The organism is Nocardioides zeae, from assembly GCF_010686755.1.
Classification (GTDB): Bacteria; Actinomycetota; Actinomycetes; order Propionibacteriales; family Nocardioidaceae; genus Nocardioides; species Nocardioides zeae.
Genome location: NZ_JAAGXA010000003.1, coordinates 195,953 through 215,642 on the forward strand (window position 1 = coordinate 195,953; position 19,690 = coordinate 215,642).

The 19,690-nt window shown below is 73.1% G+C and carries 17 protein-coding genes and 1 tRNA gene; 6 read left to right on the forward strand and 12 right to left on the reverse strand.

Annotated features, from left to right (window positions below; all coding sequences use genetic code 11):
* Positions 1–59 precede the first annotated feature (59 nt).
* Entirely contained in the window at positions 60–203 is a 144-nt protein-coding gene (locus G3T38_RS05935; protein ID WP_163771177.1) for a hypothetical protein, read from the reverse strand.
* Between the two features lie 156 nt (positions 204–359).
* Between G3T38_RS05935 and G3T38_RS21445 the strand changes: the two genes are divergently transcribed.
* Positions 360–758, forward strand: coding sequence for a VOC family protein (locus tag G3T38_RS21445; protein ID WP_163771178.1), 399 nt, complete (start codon positions 360–362; stop codon positions 756–758).
* Positions 759–824: 66 nt separating this feature from the next.
* Here the strand turns inward: G3T38_RS21445 and G3T38_RS05945 are convergent, their stop codons facing one another.
* The 4 genes from G3T38_RS05945 to G3T38_RS05960 all read right to left on the reverse strand — a co-directional run bounded on the left by G3T38_RS05945 (position 825) and on the right by G3T38_RS05960 (position 5,640).
* Positions 825–2,189: a dihydrolipoamide acetyltransferase family protein gene (locus G3T38_RS05945; RefSeq protein ID WP_163771179.1), complete on the reverse strand. Its 1,365-nt coding sequence runs from the start codon at positions 2,187–2,189 to the stop codon at positions 825–827.
* 8 nt (positions 2,190–2,197) lie between these two features.
* Positions 2,198–3,175 carry an alpha-ketoacid dehydrogenase subunit beta gene (locus tag G3T38_RS05950; protein WP_163771180.1) on the reverse strand — a complete coding sequence of 326 codons (978 nt, stop codon included), beginning with the start codon at positions 3,173–3,175 and terminating at the stop codon, positions 2,198–2,200.
* The gene (gene pdhA / locus G3T38_RS05955; protein WP_163771181.1) at positions 3,172–4,323 is read right to left on the reverse strand and encodes a pyruvate dehydrogenase (acetyl-transferring) E1 component subunit alpha; all 1,152 of its coding nucleotides are present in this window, start codon (positions 4,321–4,323) and stop codon (positions 3,172–3,174) included. Before pdhA ends, G3T38_RS05950 begins: the two co-directional genes overlap by 4 nt.
* Positions 4,324–4,554: 231 nt before the next feature.
* Complete coding sequence (locus tag G3T38_RS05960; protein WP_163771182.1) at positions 4,555–5,640, reverse strand: hypothetical protein; 1,086 nt, start codon at positions 5,638–5,640, stop codon at positions 4,555–4,557.
* A 156-nt stretch (positions 5,641–5,796) separates the two neighbouring features.
* Here G3T38_RS05960 and G3T38_RS05965 point away from each other — a divergent pair, with 156 nt between their 5' ends.
* On the forward strand, positions 5,797–7,542 hold the full coding sequence (locus tag G3T38_RS05965) for a BCCT family transporter (RefSeq protein WP_163771183.1): 1,746 nt from the start codon (positions 5,797–5,799) through the stop codon (positions 7,540–7,542).
* A gap of 22 nt (positions 7,543–7,564) precedes the next feature.
* Here G3T38_RS05965 and G3T38_RS05970 read toward each other — a convergent pair whose 3' ends face one another.
* The 5 genes from G3T38_RS05970 to G3T38_RS05990 all read right to left on the reverse strand — a co-directional run bounded on the left by G3T38_RS05970 (position 7,565) and on the right by G3T38_RS05990 (position 12,973).
* Positions 7,565–10,141: a metallophosphoesterase gene (locus G3T38_RS05970; RefSeq protein WP_163771184.1), complete on the reverse strand. Its 2,577-nt coding sequence runs from the start codon at positions 10,139–10,141 to the stop codon at positions 7,565–7,567.
* Positions 10,142–10,291: 150 nt separating this feature from the next.
* Positions 10,292–11,467, reverse strand: a complete 1,176-nt coding sequence (locus tag G3T38_RS05975; RefSeq protein ID WP_163771185.1) for a CU044_5270 family protein — start codon at positions 11,465–11,467, stop codon at positions 10,292–10,294.
* Positions 11,460–11,999: a sigma-70 family RNA polymerase sigma factor gene (locus G3T38_RS05980; RefSeq protein ID WP_163771186.1), complete on the reverse strand. Its 540-nt coding sequence runs from the start codon at positions 11,997–11,999 to the stop codon at positions 11,460–11,462. The genes G3T38_RS05975 and G3T38_RS05980 overlap by 8 nt, the downstream gene beginning before the upstream one ends.
* Positions 12,000–12,065: 66 nt before the next feature.
* Complete coding sequence (locus tag G3T38_RS05985; RefSeq protein WP_163771187.1) at positions 12,066–12,578, reverse strand: peptidase inhibitor family I36 protein; 513 nt, start codon at positions 12,576–12,578, stop codon at positions 12,066–12,068.
* A gap of 305 nt (positions 12,579–12,883) precedes the next feature.
* Positions 12,884–12,973 (reverse strand) — tRNA-Ser (locus G3T38_RS05990).
* Between the two features lie 436 nt (positions 12,974–13,409).
* Here G3T38_RS05990 and G3T38_RS05995 point away from each other — a divergent pair.
* The 4 genes from G3T38_RS05995 to G3T38_RS06010 all read left to right on the forward strand — a co-directional run bounded on the left by G3T38_RS05995 (position 13,410) and on the right by G3T38_RS06010 (position 17,732).
* Positions 13,410–14,606, forward strand: coding sequence for a GAF domain-containing protein (locus G3T38_RS05995; protein ID WP_163771188.1), 1,197 nt, complete (start codon positions 13,410–13,412; stop codon positions 14,604–14,606).
* A gap of 118 nt (positions 14,607–14,724) precedes the next feature.
* The gene (locus G3T38_RS21150) at positions 14,725–15,594 is read left to right on the forward strand and encodes a collagen-like protein (RefSeq protein ID WP_206675794.1); all 870 of its coding nucleotides are present in this window, start codon (positions 14,725–14,727) and stop codon (positions 15,592–15,594) included.
* A 138-nt stretch (positions 15,595–15,732) separates the two neighbouring features.
* Positions 15,733–17,256 carry an acetaldehyde dehydrogenase ExaC gene (exaC, locus tag G3T38_RS06005; RefSeq protein ID WP_163771189.1) on the forward strand — a complete coding sequence of 508 codons (1,524 nt, stop codon included), beginning with the start codon at positions 15,733–15,735 and terminating at the stop codon, positions 17,254–17,256.
* The gene (locus G3T38_RS06010; protein WP_163771190.1) at positions 17,256–17,732 is read left to right on the forward strand and encodes a DUF779 domain-containing protein; all 477 of its coding nucleotides are present in this window, start codon (positions 17,256–17,258) and stop codon (positions 17,730–17,732) included. The genes exaC and G3T38_RS06010 overlap by 1 nt, the downstream gene beginning before the upstream one ends.
* A gap of 75 nt (positions 17,733–17,807) precedes the next feature.
* Here G3T38_RS06010 and G3T38_RS06015 read toward each other — a convergent pair whose 3' ends face one another.
* Together G3T38_RS06015 and G3T38_RS06020 are read right to left on the reverse strand one after the other, a co-directional pair.
* Positions 17,808–19,259: a substrate-binding protein gene (locus tag G3T38_RS06015; protein WP_163771191.1), complete on the reverse strand. Its 1,452-nt coding sequence runs from the start codon at positions 19,257–19,259 to the stop codon at positions 17,808–17,810.
* Positions 19,260–19,312: 53 nt separating this feature from the next.
* Positions 19,313–19,684 carry a metalloregulator ArsR/SmtB family transcription factor gene (locus G3T38_RS06020; RefSeq protein WP_206675795.1) on the reverse strand — a complete coding sequence of 124 codons (372 nt, stop codon included), beginning with the start codon at positions 19,682–19,684 and terminating at the stop codon, positions 19,313–19,315.
* Between the last annotated feature and the right edge of the window lie 6 nt (positions 19,685–19,690).

Here is a 19,690-nt window from a genome sequence, read left to right on the forward strand (position 1 = left end):
AGGACGGCGAAGAGCCGGGAAGGCGGCTCTGCCCTCCCGGCTCTCGGTGCGTCGGCGGCTCAGTAGGAGCTGTAGGAGAAGCTCCGCTCCGGCGAGACGACCTTGGCCTCGCGGGTCTCGCCGGCGACGCGGAGCTCGCCGCGGGCACGCGACCCGCTCGACTGGACGGTGATCTTGCGCTTGGGGGTGGACTGCGCGTTCATGTTTCGCTCCTCGAGAGATGGGGCCGGGCGGGCCTGATCAGCAGTGACGTCCTCGACGCTAGGAGGGGCCGCCCCCCGACGAAAGACCGCGGTGCCCAACCGATCGGAACCGCTCAACACGTGCTCCGGAGGTGTGGGGGTGGCAGTGTGGTCGGGGTGAGCCTCGCCATCGCCAACATCTGCATCGACTGCGCCGACCCCTTCGCCCTCGCGACGTTCTGGAGCGCCGCGCTCGACCTGCCGGTCGACCCGGGGAGCGCGTCGGGCGACGAGGAGGTCGGGATCGCCCTGCCCACGGGGCAGGACCTGATCATGCTCCGCGTGCCCGAGGACAAGGTCGTGAAGAACCGCCTGCACCTCTGCCTCGCCCCGCCCGAGGTCGACCCCACGCGGGTCGGCGCGAGCCGCGACGCCGAGGTCGAGCGGGTGCTCGCCCTCGGCGCCACGGTGGTCGACGACCTGCGGCAGCCGGACGGCAAGGGGTGGGTCGTGCTGGCCGATCCGGCGGGCAACGAGTTCTGCGTGATCCGGCCGGCGGAGGAGCAGGCGGGCTGATCCCACCGCGGACGTCATGCGCGCCGGTCGCCCCGCCCGCCGGGGCGCATGACGTCCCGGGTGGGGTCAGAGCAGCAGGGCGTTGACCGGGTCGGCGAGCACCTGGGCGACGTCGTGGAGGAACGCCGCGCCCGTCGCGCCGTCGACGTGCCGGTGGTCGAAGCTGAGCGTCAGCGTCACCGCGTCGCGCGCCTCGAGACGCTCGTCGGCGCCCTCGCCCACCACCCACGGCCGACGCTGCACCGCGCCGAGGCAGAGGATCGCGGACTCGCCCGGGTTGATGATCGGCGTGCCGCCCTCCATCCCCAGCGGGCCCACGTTGGTGATGGTGAAGGTGCCGCCCGCCTGGTCGGCCGGTGCCGTGCGGCCCTCCCGCGCCGTCGCGGTCAGCTCGCCGATGGCGCCGGCGAGCTCGGCGAGGGACATCCGCTCCGCGCCCTTCACGTTGGGCACGACCAGCCCCCGCGGCGTGGCCGCCGCGATCCCGAGGTTGACCTCGTCGCGCAGCACGAGCTCGTCGCCGCCGTCGGCGGCGGTGCCCGCGTCGTACCGCGCGTTGAGCAGCGGCGAGCGCCGCAGCGCGAGCGTCACCGCCCGGGCGGCGACGACGAGGGGCGAGAGCCGGAGGTCGGCGTACGCCGCGCGCCCGCGCAACCCGTCGAGGAGCCGCGTCGTGGCGGTGGCGTCGACCGTCGTCCAGATCGTCACGTGGGGGGCGGTGAACGCCGAGGCGACCATCGCCTGCGCCATCGCCTTGCCGACGCCCTTGACGGGCTGGCGGCGCTCGGCCCCGGCGGTCCCGACGGGGGCCACGGAGGGGGCCACGGAGGGGGCCACGACGGGGGCCTCGACGTGGGCCGCCGGTGCGGCGGAGGCGGGGGCCGCCGCCTGCTCCACGTCCGCGCGCGACACGCTGCCGTGGGGACCGGTCGGCGGCACGGTCGCCAGGTCGACGCCGAGGTCCGCCGCCAGCTTGCGCACGGGCGGCTTGGCGAGCACCCCGACGGCTGCGGGGCCGGCAGCCGGGGCCACCGCGGGCTCCGCCGTGGCCCGCCGGGGACGACGGGTGGTGCCGGTGGCACGCGGCCCGTACCCCACGAGGGTCTTGTGCTCCTCCTCAACCGGTGCCGGCGTCGGTTCCGCGGCGGCCGGCGCGGGCTCGGGCGTGGGTTCCGGAGCAGGCGCAGGCGCCGCCGCCGGCTCCCCGATGCGGATGATCGGCGTGCCGACCTCGACGGTCACGCCGACGTCGACGAGCAGCGCGGTGACCTCGCCCGCGAACGGCGAGGGCAGCTCGACGACGGACTTGGCGGTCTCGATGTCGACGATCGGGTCGTTGACCTCGACGACGTCGCCGACCTCGACGTGCCAGGCCACGACCTCCGCCTCGGTCAGACCCTCGCCGACGTCGGGCAGCTTGAACTCGGGCATGTCCCTCCTCAGAAGGTGAAGGCGCGGTCGACGGTGTCGAGGACGCGGTCGAGGTCGGGCAGGAAGTGGTGCTCGTTGCGGGCCGCCGGGTAGGGCGTGTCGAACCCGCCGACGCGCAGCACGGGCGCCTCGAGCGAGTAGAAGCACTCCTCCGTGACGCGCGCCGCCACCTCCGCGCCCAGGCCGAGGTTGACGTGCGCCTCGTGCGCGACGACGACCCGGCCCGTGCGGCGCGCGGACGCGATCACGGGACCGAGGTCGAGCGGCGAGAGGCTGCGCAGGTCGACGACCTCGATGGAACGGCCGTCGGCGACCGCGGCCTCCGCGGCGGCGAGCGCCGTGCGCACCATCGGGCCGTAGGTCACGAGGGTGACGTCCTCGCCGCGACGCACGACCGTCGACGTGAAGAGCGGGTCGGGCGTGGCGTCGAGGTCGAGCTCCGCCTTGTCGCCGTGGTACTGCCGCTTCGGCTCGAGGAAGATCACCGGGTCGTCGCAGGCGATCGCCTGCTGGATCATCCAGTAGCCGTCGACCGGGTTCGAGCAGGCCACGACCTTGAGGCCGGGCGTGTGCGCGAACTGCGCCTCGGGGCTCTCCGAGTGGTGCTCGACCGCGCCGATGCCGCCGCCGAACGGGATGCGGATGACGACCGGGAGCCGCACCTTGCCCTGCGAGCGGTAGGACATCTTCGCCAGCTGGGTGACGATCTGGTCGTAGGCCGGGTAGACGAACCCGTCGAACTGGATCTCCACCACGGGCCGGTAGCCGCGCATCGCCATGCCGATCGCGGTGCCGACGATGCCCGACTCCGCGAGGGGCGAGTCCATGACCCGGCGCTCGCCGAAGTCCTTCTGCAGGCCGTCGGTGATGCGGAAGACGCCGCCGAGCCGGCCGACGTCCTCCCCCATCAGCACGACCTTGTCGTCGGCCTCCATGGCGGTCCGCAGACCGGCGTTGAGCGCCTTCGCCAGCGTCACCTTGCTCATCGCTCCCCCTCCGCACCGGTCAGGTCGAACTGGGCGAGGTACGCGGCGTACCCCTCCCGCTGCGCCTCCACCTCGGGCGAGGCCTCGGCGTACACGTGGTCGAACATCGCGAGCGGGCTCGGGTCGGGCATCTCCCGACACTGGCGCCGCAGGTGGGCACCCAGGTCGTCGGCCTCGGCCTCCAGGGCCGCGACGAACGCGTCGTCGACGGCGTCGCGGGAGCGCAGGTAGGCCAGGACGCGGGCGATCGGGTCCTTGCGGCGCCAGGCGTCGACGTCGGCCCCCGAGCGGTAGCGCGTCGGGTCGTCCGTCGTCGTGTGCGCCCCCATCCGGTAGGTGTAGGCCTCGATGAACGTCGGCCCCTCCCCCGCGCGGGCGCGGTCGGTCGCGGCGCGGGTCACGGCGTACGTCGCGAGCACGTCGTTGCCGTCGACCCGCACGCCCGGGAAGCCGAAGGCGGGCGCCCGCCAGTGCAACGGCGTGCGGGACTGGCGCTCGATGGGCGCCGAGATGGCCCACTGGTTGTTCTGGCAGAAGAAGACGACGGGGGCGTCGTAGGTCGCCGCGAAGACGAACGACTCCAGCACGTCGCCCTGGCTGGAGGCGCCGTCGCCGAAGTGCGCGATCGTGCAGGCGTCACGGGTGACGTCGCCGGAGCCGACGAGGCCGTCGGCGGTGAGCCCCATCGCGTAGCCCGTCGCGTGCAGCGTCTGCGCGCCGATGACCACGGTGTAGAGCCCGAAGTTGTGCTCGGCGGGGTCCCAGCCGCCGTGGTCGACCCCGCGGAAGAGACCGAGCAGCCGGCCCGGGTCGAGGCCCCGGACGAGGGCGACGCCGTGCTCGCGGTAGGTCGGGAAGATGAAGTCCTGCGGGCGGGAGCCGTGGCCGGCGCCGATCTGCGCGGCCTCCTGGCCGAGCAGCTGGGCCCAGATGCCGAGCTCGCCGTGGCGCTGCAGCGCGGTGGCCTCGGTGTCGACGCGGCGGGCGAGCACCATGTCGCGGTAGAACGTGCGCACGAGGTCGTCGTCGCCGTCGAAGTGGTAGTCGTCGTGCTCGACGCGCTGGCCCTCGGGCGTCAGCAGCTGCACGTAGTCGGGCTCGCACCCGGCGGACTCGTGGGCGGTGGGCGCCCCGGTCAGGATCGTCATCGCACGCTCCTCGCGACGAGCGCGGGGTCACCGCGCTCGGGCTCGTCGTGACGGGTCGTCGCGGCGCGGGGGTGGGCGCCGACCGGAACCGTCGATCTGTTCACCTGTTGTGACCCAGGTCACTGGGTCGGCACCACCGTAGCGGACGCGTCCGACGAAACGCGAGACGGCGCCCGGTCGGGGTGGTCCGACCGGGCGCCGTCAGGCTGGCGCTGCGAGGAGAGGTGCGGCTCAGCGCACCTTGCCGAAGCCGAAGCCGCCGGTCAGCGGCTTGTAGCCGGGCGCCGAGAACTGGATCCCGAGGGTCAGGTTGCGACCCTTGAGGCTGCGGTGGATCACGTAGGTGGACGTGGTGGCACCCGGGATCTTCTTGCCGTCGGCGAACCACTGGTAGTAGGTCTTCACGCCCTCCTGCTTCGCCGTCGCGGTGAGGACCGGCGCGCTCACGCCGACCGTCTTCCCGGTCTGGACGACGCCGGACTTCTTGCCCGGGGAGACGATCCAACCACCGGGCACGGTGCGCATGTCCGGGTCGGCAACGACGGGGTACTCCACGTCGAACGTGCTGCGCAGGCGGCCGTCCTTCACCCCCGTCACCTGGATGCGGAGGGTCGTGCCGACGAGCGAGGACGGGGCCGTGAACGAGGTGACCGGCGTGGCCGAGTCCCCGACCGTGCCGAGGCCCGCGTCGACGCAGTCCGAGGCCTGGCAGAGGACGAAGTCCTTCGCCGCGGTCGCACCCTCGACGCCCACGATCGTGCGGTAGCGGGTGCCCGCCTCCCACTGACCGGTGAACCCGATCGAGGTGGAGCGTCCGGCGACGACCGCCTGACGACCGCCGACGAGCGACGTGCCCACGGTCATCGCGCTCGGCGCCTGCACCTCCGTGAAGGTGTAGTCGAAGGTCGGGCTCGACTCGACGAGGCGGTTGCCGTCCCACTCCTCCAGCACCATCTGGTAGGTGCCGCCCGGCTGCATGTGCCGGCCGATGGTGTAGTCGGTGTAGAAGCCGTCCCACGGACCGTCGACGTCCTCGCTGAGCGAACGCGGGTCGAAGGTGCTGGTCTTCCCGGTCGGGTCCAGCTTGAGGCGGTAGGTGTGCGAGGTGTCCGGCGTGGCGTCGTTCCAGTTGACGACCGTGAGCCCGCGCTCGGTGTCGAACACGGTGTCGCCGGCGTAGTAGAACGACTGCACGCCGACGACGGACAGGCCGGAGGCCGCCTGCGCCGGGGCCGGGGCCGCGAGGGCGAGGCCGCCCGTGACGACGACGGCCGAGACGAGGGCCGAGGCCCTGCGGCGGTTGAGCACTGTGCGCATCGGTGAGCACCACTTTCCGAGTCAGGTCGAGTCCGTTGCGTCCCTCTTCGGCGCGCGCGAGGTCGACCTGAGCGGAACCCCCGCTTTGACTCACGCTCCCGGAAGAGGAGAGCGTGGCGGGTCCCCCGTCGAGACCTGGAGAGGGAAACCCCACCCGTGAGCGACACCCCCAGCACCGCCGACGCACCGCCGTCCCGGCGGCGCCTGCAGTCCGTCCGCCCCACCGTCTTCTGGCCCGCGCTGACGATCCTCGCCGTGGTCGTGGTCGTCAGCATCGCCTTCCCCCAACGCACGGGCGACGCCTTCTCCGCCGCGCAGGAGGAGGTGATCGGCGTCTTCGGCTGGTACTACAGCCTCATCGTCACCGGCTTCGTGATCTTCGCGATCTGGGTCGCCGTCGGCCGCTTCGGCGACATCCGGCTGGGGCCGGACGAGGAGGGCGCCGAGTACGGGTTCCTCGTCTGGTTCTCGATGCTGTTCGCCGCGGGCATGGGCATCGGCCTCGTGTTCTGGGGCGCCGCCGAGCCGCTCAACTTCTACACGTCGCCGAAGCCGGGCGTGGAGGGCGACGACGTCGAGCTCGCCCACGAGGCGATGAGCCAGACGTTCCTGCACTGGGGCCTCCACGCGTGGGCGATCTACGTCGTGGTGGGGCTCGCCCTGGCGTACGCGATCCACCGCAAGGGCCGCTCGGTCTCGCTGCGCTGGGTGCTCGAGCCGCTGCTCGGCGACCGCGTGAAGGGCGGCCTGGGCGACGCGATCGACGTCGTGGCCATCGTGGGCACCATCGCCGGCGTGGCGACGTCGCTCGGGCTCGGTGTCTCGCAGATCGCCGCGGGCCTCGAGCACCTCGGCGTCGTCGACGAGGCGGGCACCCCGCTGCTCGTCGGGTTGATCGTCGTCATCTCCGTGGCCGCCACCGCCTCGGTGGTCTCCGGCCTCGACAAGGGCATCAAGTGGCTCTCGAACATCAACCTCGGGATGGCCGGGATCTTCGCGGTCGCCGTGCTGCTCCTCGGTCCGACGCTCTTCGTGCTGCGCTCGTTCGTGGAGAACATCGGCGAGTACCTCTTCACGATCGTGCCCAACAGCTTCGACACCTCGGCGTTCTTCGGCGCCGAGGGCCAGGAGTGGCAGGGCCTCTGGACGACCTTCTACTGGGGCTGGTGGATGTCGTGGGCCCCGTTCGTCGGCGTCTTCATCGCGCGCATCTCGCGCGGCCGCACCGTCCGTGAGTTCGTCGCCGGCGTGCTGCTCGTCCCGACCACCGTCTCGGCGGTCTGGTTCTCGATCCTCGGCGGGTCCGCGATCTACCGCGAGAAGTTCGGCGACGGCGGGCTGCTGGACGCCGACGGTTCGGTCACCTCGGAGTCGGTGCTCTTCACGCTCGTCGGCGACCTGCCGGGCGGCACCCTGCTGTCGGGCCTCGCCATCGTGCTCGTCGCCATCTTCTTCGTGACCTCGTCCGACTCCGGCTCGCTGGTCGTCGACATGCTGGCCTCCGGCGGCGACACGGACCCGCCGCGGTGGAGCCGGGTGCTCTGGTGCGTCATCGAGGCGCTCGTCGCGATCGGCCTCCTGGTCGCGGGCGGCCTCGGCGCCCTGCAGACGGGCGCCATCCTGACCGCGCTGCCGTTCAGCGTCATCATGGTGGCGATGTGCGTCGCGCTCTACAAGGCGTTCAAGGCGGAGTACACCGAGATCAGGCGGCTCGACCTCAAGGCCCGCCGCAAGGTGCTGGCCGACGAGGTCGGCGAGACGGTGACGAGCGACCTCGTCGCCAACTTCGAGGACCACTTCGGCGAGCAGGTCGACCAGCGCATCGACGACCGGGTCGACGACCGGCTCGGCACGACGGGCGAGGTACCCGTCGTCACCGCGGAGGCGGACGGCACGCGCTGACCGCCCCCGCGGCGACGGGGAGTCACCGACCCGTCGGCGTCGCCCAGAGCCACCACGCGCGCGTCGTCGGGCGGTAGCGCGGGTCGTCCGGCACGAACGTCACCGTGACGCGCCAGCTGCCCTTGCTCGGGATGCGCGGCGTGGCGACGGTGGTCGTGCGCCCGACGTACGCCCACGCCGTGGCGGTCACGTTCCCGGTGCCGGCCTTGCGGATGCTGACGTAGGTCGTGCCCGTCACCCGGCGCCCGTCGTCGCCCACGAAGAAGGTCGAGATCGGCTTCCCGCTGCCGATGCGCCCGTACGCCGACGGCGCACCCGGCACCACCCGGCTGCCGAGACCGATCGAGCCGGGCCCCGGCTCGGTCGGCGGCACCGGCGCGGCCCGCACGGTGAGCACGGCGGCCGCGGTGGGCACCGAGCCGGCGGAGCTGGTGAAGACGGCGCGGTACTGCTCACCGTTCTGCGCGGTCCTCACGGCCGGGAGCCGCAGCGTCGTCGCCGTCGCGCCCGGCACGTCGACCCACTCCGCGTCGACCAGGCGCTGCCAGCGCACCTCGGGCGCGGGCACGCCGGAGGCCTCCGCCGTGAAGGTCGCCGTCTCCCCCGCGGTCACCGTCACGTGCCCCGGCTGGCGGGTGACCGCGGGCGCCTCGGAGTCGTCGGGGTCGCCGATGGTGAAGACGTCGATGACCTTCGGTCGCACGTTCGGGGTGCGCACGTCGTAGGAGTACGTCGTGATCTCGCCCGAGCCCGTGTCGAGCTTCGTGAACACCGCGAGGTTGTTGTCCTGCACGAACGGCAGCGGCGTGCCCTGGGCGTCCGTGTACGGCGCGACGTTCGGGACCACCGGCTCCAGCCCGCCCGGGTTGCCCTGCGCGAGGTAGTGCGAGGCGTCCCACGGCGCCGGGGGCAGCGGGCGGCTGCGACCGCTGAGGGGGTGGTACGCGCCGTACGAGTTGCCGGTGTTGGAGGTCTCGAGGAAGTTCGTCGTGCCGTTGGCGGCGACGTACCGGTTCCAGAGGTGGCTGTGGCCGTTGTGGACGAGGTCGACGCCCGCGTCCTCGAGCAGCGGCTGCAGGTCGGTGAGGAGCTTGTTCTCGCTCGGCGGGTACTCGTAGCGGACGCCGACGACGTTGCCCGCCGCGTCGCGCTCCTCGATGCGCTGCGGGTCGACGAACTGCGGCATGACGTTGTCGCCGAGGCCCTGCGGCCCCTCGTGCAGCATCACCACGTGGTAGCGCGCGGCGGCGAACTCGTCGCTGGCGAGCTCGTCCTGCAGCCACGCGTACTGCGGGCTCTCGGCGTCGACGGCCTCGAAGACGTGCTCGCCGTACCCCTGCGCCAGCGGGTCGGCCAGCGCCTGCCGCGACTCCTGGTAGCGGGTCGTGCTCGTGCGCGCCGCCGGGTCCGGCACGGCACCGGTGCCGCGCCAGATGCGGGTGGAGTACAGCGAGATGAGCCGCACGTCGCCGACCGTGGTCGCGTAGTAGGTCTCGCCGCCCGGCGAGGAGTCGGGGAGCGAGAAGATCTCCTCGTAGGTGGTCGTCGAGAACGAGTTGTCCCGGATCCACCGATCGCGCACGGCGGGGTCGTTGCCCGGGTTCACCTCGGTGGCGACACGCTCGTACGCCGCGGTCGCGACGTCCCGCGGCACCGGGGCGTTGTACGACGCGCCCAACGCGGTCGCGCCGGCACGGCGGCCCTGGACCTCGTGGTTGCCGACCGCGGGGAAGAGCGGGGCGTTCTGCACGATCTCGCCGCCCGCGTAGGAGACCCCGCCGGTCGAGGTGCGGCCGCCGTTGCCCTGGAGCACCGGGAAGAAGCCCGAGCCGCGCGTGTCGTCGAACCACTCGGAGGCGCGGTCGGGGATGTTGACGAGGTCGCCGGCGAGGAAGACGGCGTCGATGTCCCCGATGGTGTCGGCCGCGACCTGGAGGTTCGCCGGGGTGTTGACCATCGCCTGGTGGTCGCTGGTCAGGAGGATGTCGAGGTCCTCGCCCGGCTGCGCGGCCGGCTTCAGGCTGAAGGTGCCCGACCCGGCCACCTTCTCGCCGTCACGGCTGACGACGCGGTAGGGCACGCGCTCGCCCGCCGCGAGGCCGGTGACGACGCCCTCGTGCCGCCAGACGTCGCGGTCGACGATGCCGTCGGACTGCGCGGGCTTCACCGGGATGTTCGACTGGTAGTCCTCGGCGACCTGCGAGAGCGTCCCGGTGGTGGCGTCGAACGCGGTGACGCCCGGGTAGGTCGTGCCCCGCGACGCGGCCGCCAGGTCGGCGACGCCGAGACGGCTGACGCCGTCACCGACGAGGACGGTGTGGTCGGAGCCGGCGAACTCGGTGAACCACACGACGGAGACGCCGTCGGCGGTCGGTGCCTGCAGGAAGGGGTCGGTGAGGAGGCGGGCGTCGCCGACCGGGTCGGTCCAGAGGGACGAGGTGCCCGCGGCGAGCGCGGCACTCGCCGACCGGTCGGGGGTCCGGGCGGACGCATCGCCGCTGGACAGCGCGGAGGCGGAGGTCAACGGCGCGAGCAGCGCGAGACTGGTCACGACGATGCGCCCGGAGGCACGCGGCCGCCGGGCTCGGAGGGTCGTCATCGGAGAGGGATCACCTTTCGAGGGCAACGGCCTGGTCGTGGCGTGGCCGGGCCCGAGCACCGTCTCGCCCCGCGCAGCGTGGTGCGTGCGGGTGACGCGGTGGCGAACCCCTCGCGAGCGGCGCGTGAAGCGCTGGCGGGGGTGCCGCGCTCAGCCCGCCGAGTCGTCGTCCCGGCGGCGGTCGACGACGGCGTCGAACTCGACGACCGCGGGTGGCTCGACGTCCTCGAGGGCGGGATCGCCCACCAGCAGCACGGTCTCCCGTCCGACGAAGTACCCGGTGCGGGGGTCGAACATCAGGAGGTACTGCCGCTGGTCGTCCGGGTCCTCGACGGCGAACACGTCGACGTCCCGGGAGAGACGGTCCCGGGCGGTCCCGGCGTAGGTGATGTCGTCGTTGCCGACGAGGGTGCGGATGAGGCCGGCCTCGAGCTCCGGGGAGGGCACGAAGCCCAGGTTCAGCGTGCTGACCATCTCCGCGAGGCAGTAGGCACGGAAGCCGACGCACGCGTCCTCGGAGCCGAGGAGCACCGCGGCGAGCGCCGCCGGGTCGGTCGGCAGGCGCTCGGGGTGCTCGAGCGGCGAACCCGGGTCGCGGGGGAAGACCTCGTCGCTGGTGACCGGCCCGTCGCCCGGGTCGACGGTCGTGTCACCGGCGCGCAGCGCCTCCCCGCGTCGTACGACGATCCGGGTCGTGTCGTCGGGGAGCTGGCGCACCTCCGACCGGACGGGCACCACGACCCGCCGGCCCGGACGGTCCGCGGCGACGTCGAGCCACCAGCCGACCCGGGTGACGACCTGGGTGTCCCCGGTGCCGAAACCGGGCTGTGCTGCGGCCGTGGTCGCCAGACGCTCCAGCGCCGCCGAGGGATCCGTGCCCGTGAGGGGGTAGTCGTCCTCCCGGGATGCCTGCACCTCCAGGAGCGCGGGCGTCGCGGCGTACGCCGCGGGCGTCGGCGTGCCGGGCACGTCGACGATCGTCACGGACACCGCCACGACGACGGCCACGAGCGCCGCGACGAGGCCCCAGGTCCACCGGGACCTCCACGACGGCACCCACCGGGACCGGCGGCGGACGGTGGCGGACGGCACCGCCGGGGTCGCCGTGGGTGGGGTCGCCGTGATGCGGGCGAGCGCCGCCGCCGCGTTCTGCTCGGAACGCTCGCGCTGCTCGGGCGACAGGCCGAGGTCGTGCCGCGGCACGCCGAGCTGCTCGGAGAGGAGGGCGGTCAGCTCGGACTCGACGGCGTCGTACGCCGCGTGCTCGTGCCCGGCGGCGTCCGTGGCGGGTCGGTTCCCGTCGCTGGGGTCGGGTCGTTCAGGCATCGCCCACCACCTCCTTCGCGCCGGCCATCGTGCTCCGCAGTCGTTCCTTGGCGCGGCTGAGCCGCATCGAGGCCGCCTTCGGCGTGATGCCCAGGATGTCAGCGATCTCCGCCGTCGTGAGGCCGGCGACGAGGAGGTTGAGCGCCTGCCGGTCGTCGGCGCGCAGCGTCCGGATCGCGGCGGCTGCACCGCTCGGGACGACGGCCTCGAAGGTCGGGTCACGGTCCGGACCGTGGATCCGGAGCACGCCCCCGGTGACCGCCGCGGCAGCCAGCTCGTCCCTCAGCTTCCCCTCCGTCGCCAGCCTGCGCTCCGCGTTGCGGACGTGGCCGATCGCGATGGCGTAGGCGAAGGACCGCAGCTGCCGGACCTCGGTCTCGGTGGTGGGCGTCCGCGCGTCCTTGCGCCACAGCGTCAGCATGGTCTCGTTGGCCAGGTCCTCCGCGAGGTCGAAGGGGAACCTGGCGCGGATGAAGCGGGCGATCTTCGGTCGCATGTCGGCGTAGAACACCTCGAAGTAGGCAGCGTCCACTCCGGGCTGGCTCCTCCGACGACGGACAGGCGGACGTCGGTCCTGCTGTGCCCGTGACGCGCACCCTCAGCAGCTGCCCGACAGCAGCGCCACCTTCTGCGGGGTGGTGTACGAGGCGCTCAGCGACGCCGACCGTTGGCCCGCAAGGTAGCAAAGGGACGAGGCCCCCGTGTTCGAGTAGAGGCGTGCCGCAGCCGTGCGGTTGTTCCACACCGAGCGGATCGTCCCGGAGAGGTCGTACACCCCGACGACCGACCGGTAGTAGAACGAGCCCTGGTAGGACGTCTGGCTCCACAGGCAGAACCACCCGCTCTCGCACTGGCTCAACGAGGACACGCCGACGTCCACCGCGACGAACACCGTGCCGTCCGGCCGGTGGACGCGGTTGCCGACGACCCGTCCCTCCGGCTCACGTGCCAGGTCCGCCACGAGCGCAGCCTCGGCCGTCCCCACCCCGCCGCGCACCGGTGGGCGCTCCACCGCGGCCGGAGTGGCCACCGCGCCGCCCCCTCCCGCGACCAGTGCCACGGCGAGCGTCGCCACCGCGACACCGATCACCCACGTCCGTCGTCTCCCCATGACTCCGTGATGTCGGCAGCGGGTCGAGATCCACCGGATCGGGCCATCGAAAGACGTGCGTGCCCGCCTGTGGATCCGGCGCTCGTCGCGACATCACCTCGTCGGCACCGGAACACGGGTCGGGCCGGAGACCTCGTCGCCCCCTGTCACGGGGGTGCGAGGGGCGCGAGGTCTCCGGCGATCAGATCGACGAGGGTCACGGTCTCACGCTTCAGCGAAGGGGGCACGCCGTCTGGCTGCCGCTGGCGCGGCGCTCGCAACGCGAAGAACCCCCGCCGAGGGTCTCGGCGGGGGTTCTTCCGTGCTGGCGGTGGCGGAGGGATTTGAACCCTCGGTGGGCTTGCACCCACAAACGCTTTCGAGGCGTTCTCCTTAGGCCGCTCGGACACGCCACCGCGGGAGACATTAGCGGACGCCGGGCGCGCGGCCGAAATCGGATCCCGGCTCTCCCCTCTCGGGACGTCATGCGCCCCGGCCGCCCGCGGCACCGCTCCGCATGACGTCCGGCGCCCCCCGACTCGGGACGTCATGCGCCCCGGTCGCCCGAGGCGCCGCACTGCATGACGTCCGGCAACCGCAGGCGGCGACCGCGACCGCGGCCACGTCCGGCCACCTGCCCGACCCGCCAGGCACCGCCCTGCCCGACCCGGCGGACCTCCGCGGACCTACCCGGAGGTCGCACGGCCTGCAACGTTGGTGCAACGTCCGGATCCGGAGCATCATGGGGCTGTGACCCCGCTCACGGGCAACGTCGCCAGGGGTCGGTGATCCGATGGGGTGGTCCGCGTGACGAGGTCCGACGTTCTCTCCACACGGAGCCGCGATGCCGGCATGCGCTCGGCGGTCGTCGACTCGTGGCACCGCTCCGCGTCGGCCGGCGTGCGCCCCGACGCGGCGAGCGTGCCCATCACCGTCCCCGAGAGCGACCTCAAGGACCGGCGCGACGCGCACCCCCTCGCGCGGGCCTTCCCCCTCCTCGACGAGGTGCTGGGCCACGCGGCCCGCGACTGCGACGCGGTGATGGCCGTGTCGGACGCCGAGGGCAACCTGCTGTGGGTCTGCGGGACGCCGACGACCCTGCGGCGGTGCGAGGCCATCGGCTTCGTCGAGGGCTCCAACTGGGACGAGCGGCTCGCGGGCACCAACGCGCCGGGCCTCGCCCTGGCCCTCGACCAACCCGTCAGCATCGTGCGCGACGAGCACTTCCGGTCGTCCGTGCAGGGCTGGAGCTGTGCGGCCGCCCCCATCCACGACCCCGGCACGAACGCGCTGCTGGGCGTCCTCGACATCACGGGCGGCGACCAGATCGTCGTACCCCAGACCATGGCCATGATCCGCGCCGCCGCCCGCATGGCCGAGCTGGAGCTGGCCCGCGACCTCCTCAGCCGCCAGGACCGCCGCGCCGCGGTGCCGTCCGCGGCCGGGCCGCGCCTCGTCATGGAGGGCCTGGGCCGCTCCGACGCCCTCCTCACGGTCGAGGGCGCCGGCGGCGCCCCGCAGACCCTGCGGCTCTCCCCGCGGCACAGCGAGATCCTCATGCTGCTGGGCAGCTCTCCGCAGGGCCTGAGCGGGGACGAGCTGGCGGTGCTGCTGTACGCCGAGGACGGCGCCGGCTCCTCCACCCTCCGTGCCGAGCTGAACCGGCTGCGCCACCTCCTCGGCGGCGACCTCCTCGCCTCGCGGCCCTACCGGCTGACCGCCCAGGTCACCGGCGACTGGCTGACCGTCGAGGCGATGCTCGCGGCGGGCGACCTCCGCGCGGCGATGCGCGCCTACGGCGGGCCCGTGCTCCCGCGGTCGACGGCACCCGGCGTCGTACGCCTGCGGGAGAGCCTCGAGTCCCAGCTGCGCGAGGCCCTGCTGCGCTCGCGGGAGGCCGACCTCATGTCGCAGTGGACGCGCTCGACGTGGGGGGCCGACGACTACGAGATGTGGCAGGCCCAGCGCCGCGCGGTGGGCACGACGTCGCCGATGCTGCCGCTCATCGACGGCCAGCTGGCGCGGCTCGACCGCGACCTCGGGCTCTAGGGCTCCCGCCGACGTGACCCCGGTCACGAAAGTGGTCTAGTCCTCGCCATCCGGCGCCGAGCGGGAGCCGAACCGAGGGTGGAACGCCTCCGTTCCCCCCTCCCGGAAAGGCCCCGCCATGTCCTCCTCCTCGCGTCCGTCGCTCGCCTCCCGCCTGACCTCCCGCCTCCCCTCCCGGCTCCGGAGCACCCGTATCACGCCGGCGTTCGCCGTCGCGACCGTCGCCCTGGTCGCCGCCTCGAGCGGTACCGGCGCCTACGCCGCCAAGCTCATCGGCGGCGAGGACATCCGCAACGGCTCCATCACCGGCCTCGACGTGCGGGACGGGTCCCTGTTCCGCCAGGACTTCGCGCAGGGCCAGCTGCCCGTCGGGCCGAAGGGGGCGACCGGCGCCCGTGGCCCGCAGGGACCGGCCGGCGCGGCCGGCGCACGCGGACCCCAGGGGCCGCAGGGCACCCCGGGCACCCCCGGCGCTCCGGGCGCTCCCGGCGAGCAGGGCCCCGAGGGACCGCAGGGCGAGCCCGGCACGGGCACGCGCTGGTTCCTCGTCGACGCCACCGGCGCGATCGTCGCCCAGTCGGGCGGCTTCACCGTCGCGGCGGCCTACCCGGAGCTCGCCAACACCGCGCCCGCCGGCTCGCCGTCCAACGCCCTGCGCGCCGCGGGCAACGTCTACGTCGACGCCGGGGAGGACCTGTCCGGGTCGGGCATCGTCGCCACCATCGCCCTGCAGAACCAGGTGGACCAGAACGGCGACGGCGTCACCAACGGCCGGGCGGCCACGGCCGATGCCAACCCCGAGTTCTCGGGCGAGATCAGCGCGACGCTGTGCGGCGTCGCCGGTGTCGTGGCCTGTGCGCCGGCCGGCACGAACAACGCCGAGCACCTGGTGATCAGCCCCCGCCTGAGCGACGGCACCGTGACGACGAGCCAGAACCGCAAGCGCTTCTACGTGGTCATCACCGACGGCGCGATCACGATCGGCTGAGGCACGACCACCCCCGGCGTACGCCGCGGGTCCGGACCGGTCCGGACCCGCGGCACCCGTCGCAACGAGGGTGCAACGTGGGGCTTCCTACGGTGTGAGGGCAGTCACACACCTGCCTCAGCGAGGAGAACACATCCCATGACCGTCTACGCCGCACCCGGCCAGCCCGACTCGCTGGTCTCCGTCGCCCCCCGCTACGGCCACTACATCGGTGGCGAGTGGGTCGACCCGATCAAGGGCAACTACTTCGAGAACATCTCGCCGGTCAACGGCAAGGCGTTCACCGAGATCGCGCGCGGCACGTCCGAGGACATCGACGCCGCCCTCGACGCCGCGCACGCCGCCGCGCCCGCCTGGGGCAAGACGTCGGTCGCCGAGCGCGCCAACGTGCTCAACAAGATCGCGGACCGCATCGAGGAGAACCTCGCCGCCCTCGCGGTCGCCGAGACCTGGGACAACGGCAAGGCCGTGCGCGAGACCCTCGCCGCCGACCTCCCGCTGGCCGTCGACCACTTCCGCTACTTCGCCGGCGCGCTCCGCGCGCAGGAGGGTGGCATCAGCGAGATCGACAGCACCACGATCGCCTACCACTTCCACGAGCCGCTCGGCGTCGTCGGCCAGATCATCCCGTGGAACTTCCCGATCCTCATGGCCGTGTGGAAGCTCGCCCCGGCCCTGGCCGCCGGCAACGCGGTCGTGCTGAAGCCGGCCGAGCAGACGCCGTGGTCGATCCTGAAGCTCTTCGAAGTCATCGGCGACCTGCTGCCCAAGGGCGTCGTCAACATCGTCAACGGCTTCGGCGTGGAGGCGGGCAAGCCGCTCGCGTCGAGCCCGCGGATCGCGAAGATCGCCTTCACCGGCGAGACGACGACCGGCCGGCTGATCATGCAGTACGCCTCGCAGAACATCATCCCGGTGACGCTGGAGCTCGGCGGCAAGAGCCCCAACATCTTCTTCGAGTCGGTCGCCTCGCAGCGCGACGCGTTCTACGACAAGGCGCTCGAGGGCTTCGCGATGTTCGCCCTCAACCAGGGCGAGGTCTGCACCTGCCCGAGCCGCGCCCTCGTGCAGCGCTCGATCTACAGCGACTTCGTCTCCGACTCGGTCAAGCGCGTCGAGGCCATCAAGCAGGGCAACCCGCTCGACGACACGACGATGATCGGCGCCCAGGCGTCCAACGACCAGCTCGAGAAGATCCTGTCCTACATGGACATCGGCAAGCAGGAGGGCGCCAAGATCCTCACCGGCGGCGAGCGCAACGTGCTCGACGGCGACCTCGCCGAGGGCTACTACGTGCAGCCCACCATCTTCGAGGGCGACAACTCGATGCGGATCTTCCAGGAGGAGATCTTCGGCCCCGTCGTCTCCCTCACGGGCTTCGACGACGAGGCGGACGCCCTCAAGATCGCCAACGACACCCTCTACGGCCTCGGCGCCGGCGTGTGGTCGCGTGACGGTTCGCAGGCGTTCCGCGCCGGCAAGGAGATCCAGGCCGGCCGCGTGTGGACGAACAACTACCACGCCTACCCGGCGCACGCCGCGTTCGGCGGCTACAAGCAGTCGGGCATCGGCCGCGAGAACCACAAGATGATGCTGGACCACTACCAGCAGACGAAGAACCTGCTCGTGTCGTACAGCCCCGACGCGCTCGGCTTCTTCTGATGACGACGCCCGACACCGGTGCGGCCGGCACGACGAGCGACCTCCCCGACGGCGCCCTCGGCGTCACGGAGGACTCGCCGCTGCCGCCCGAGCCGGTGCGGGTCTCGGTCACCGACGCGGCCGCGGAGCTGGTCCGGAGCCTCACCGAGACCCACGGTCCGGTGATGTTCCACCAGTCCGGCGGCTGCTGCGACGGGTCGGCGCCGATGTGCTACCCCGACGGCGACTTCATCACCGGCGACGCCGACGTCCACCTGGGCGACCTCGACGTCGGGCTGGAGCGCGGCGTGCCGGTGTGGATGTCGAAGGCGCAGTTCGAGTACTGGAAGCACACCCACCTCACCATCGACGTGGTGAAGGGCCGGGGCGCGGGCTTCTCGCTCGAGGCGCCCGAGGGCGTGCGGTTCCTCATCCGGTCACGCGTGCTGACCGACGAGGAGTTCCTCGCCCTGGAGAGCAAGATCGCGTCGGCCTGACCAACCAGCCGGGGCGGGTCCCGTCACGACGACGGGGCCCGCCCCGGCGTGCGTCCCGCCCCCGTACGCCGCGGCTCACGCCCCGGCGATCCGGAAGCCCCCCGGCACGGAGCGGGCGACGTGGATCTGCTGGGTCATGGCCCGGGGCCCCGCGGCGGCGACGTGCCCACGGGGCAGGTCCCCACCCACCGCGTGCAGGGCCCGCACCACGTCCGAGCCGCCCTCGGCCCCGGAGCGGCGCACCGCGTCGGCGTACAGCAGCAGCGCCTCGTAGACGCCCTCCGAGAGACTGGACAGCGGAGGCGCCCACGCGCCGTACTGCTCGCGGTAGTCCCGGTGGAGCGCGGCGTTCGCCTCCGTGTCGAGGCCGTCGAAGTAGCCCATGGCGGTCCAGATGCCCGCCGCCGCCTCGTCGCCGATGTGCTCGCGCGTCGACTCGTCCATGACGAGGGACACCACGCTGCACCGCTGGCGCAGCCCGGAGCGCCACATCTGGCGCTCGAAGGCGACCTCGTCGGCACCGACCAAGGAGGAGACGACGACCCGGGCGTCGCTGCGCTGCAACCGGTCGATGGCCTCGCTGAAGTCGGTCGTGCCCAGGGGCGTCAGGATGCTCGCGACCACCTCGCCGCCGATCTCGTCGATGGCCCGTCGGCTGGCGGCGTGCGCGCCGTGCGACCAGGAGTAGTCGTTGCCGATGAGGTGCCACCGACGGCCGACCTCCGCGCGGCGCAGGTGGCGGGTGGCCGCCTGCATCTGCGCGAGCGGCCGCTCGCCCCACCGAAACACGTTGTCCTCCCCCGCGCCGCCCTCGTTGAGGACGCCGTGGATGAGCGGGATCCCGGTGCCACCGATGGCGCGCCGCACCGCCTCGAAGGAGGCGCTGGTGACGCTGCCGACGACCGCGCGGCACCCGTCCTGCACCATCCGTCGCGCCTCCACGGCGGCGCGGCCGGGGTCGGTGGCGTCGTCGTGGACGACCACCTCGAGGCGACGACCGCCGAGGCCGCCCTCGGCGTTCACGCGGTCGACGGCGAGGCGCGCCAGGTACTCGCAGGCCACGGCGAAGACGGCAGCCGGACCCGTCTTGCTCGTCAGGAGCCCGACCCGGTGCACGTCCCCGGCGGGGGCCCGGTCGTCCCGCCACCCCCGCTGCTCCATCCACCACGCGAGACCGGCCTCGTCCAGCTCGGCGACCACCCGCAGGCGTGATCCCGGTGCGCCGTCGCTCGTGTCGTCGACGAAGTGCAGCTGCAGCCGTCCCCGCCAGGGCTGGTCGTGGACCACCGTGATGCGGCGCCCGGGCACGCAGGCGCTGATGCGCCCGAGCAGCAGGACGACGGGGCCGCCCTGCCCGAGCGGGATGCGGGCGCTGACGGCAGCGCCGGGGCGCACGGCGTCGCAGTCGACGTCGAGCAGCCATCCGCCGGGACCGCCCGTGGCGCCGCCCCGGGCACCGAAGGAGGCGTAGAGGTCCCGCGCCGCGAGGGTGTGTCGCTCACCGGCGACGAGGACGACCGTGGTCATGCGGTGCGTGCCCCTCGTGAGGGCCCCGGGCGGGGCGTGGTGGGTGCAGACCCTCAGGAGGCCTCGGCGGCGTCCTGGTCGGGAGCGGTCTGCTCGGGGGCGTCGGCGACGTCGTCGTCGCTCGACGGTGCGGCGGGCGAGGCGCCCTGGGAGAGGATCGACTGCAGGAACCCGAGCGCGTCCAGCACCGGGCCGTCGGGGTGCAGGGCGTAGTAGCGGTAGCGCCCCTCGCGCCGCTCGACGACGAGGTCGGCGCTCCGCAGCACGCGGAGGTGGCTCGAGATCGCCGTCCGGCCGACTTCCTGGATCGCGTCGGCCAGCGCGCCGGCGGTGGTCTCGTCGTTCTCCGCGAGGAGGTGCAGGATCCGGCGTCGAATGGGGTCGGACAGGGCCTCGAACGCCGTCTGCGCCGCGTTGCGCACCACCGCTCC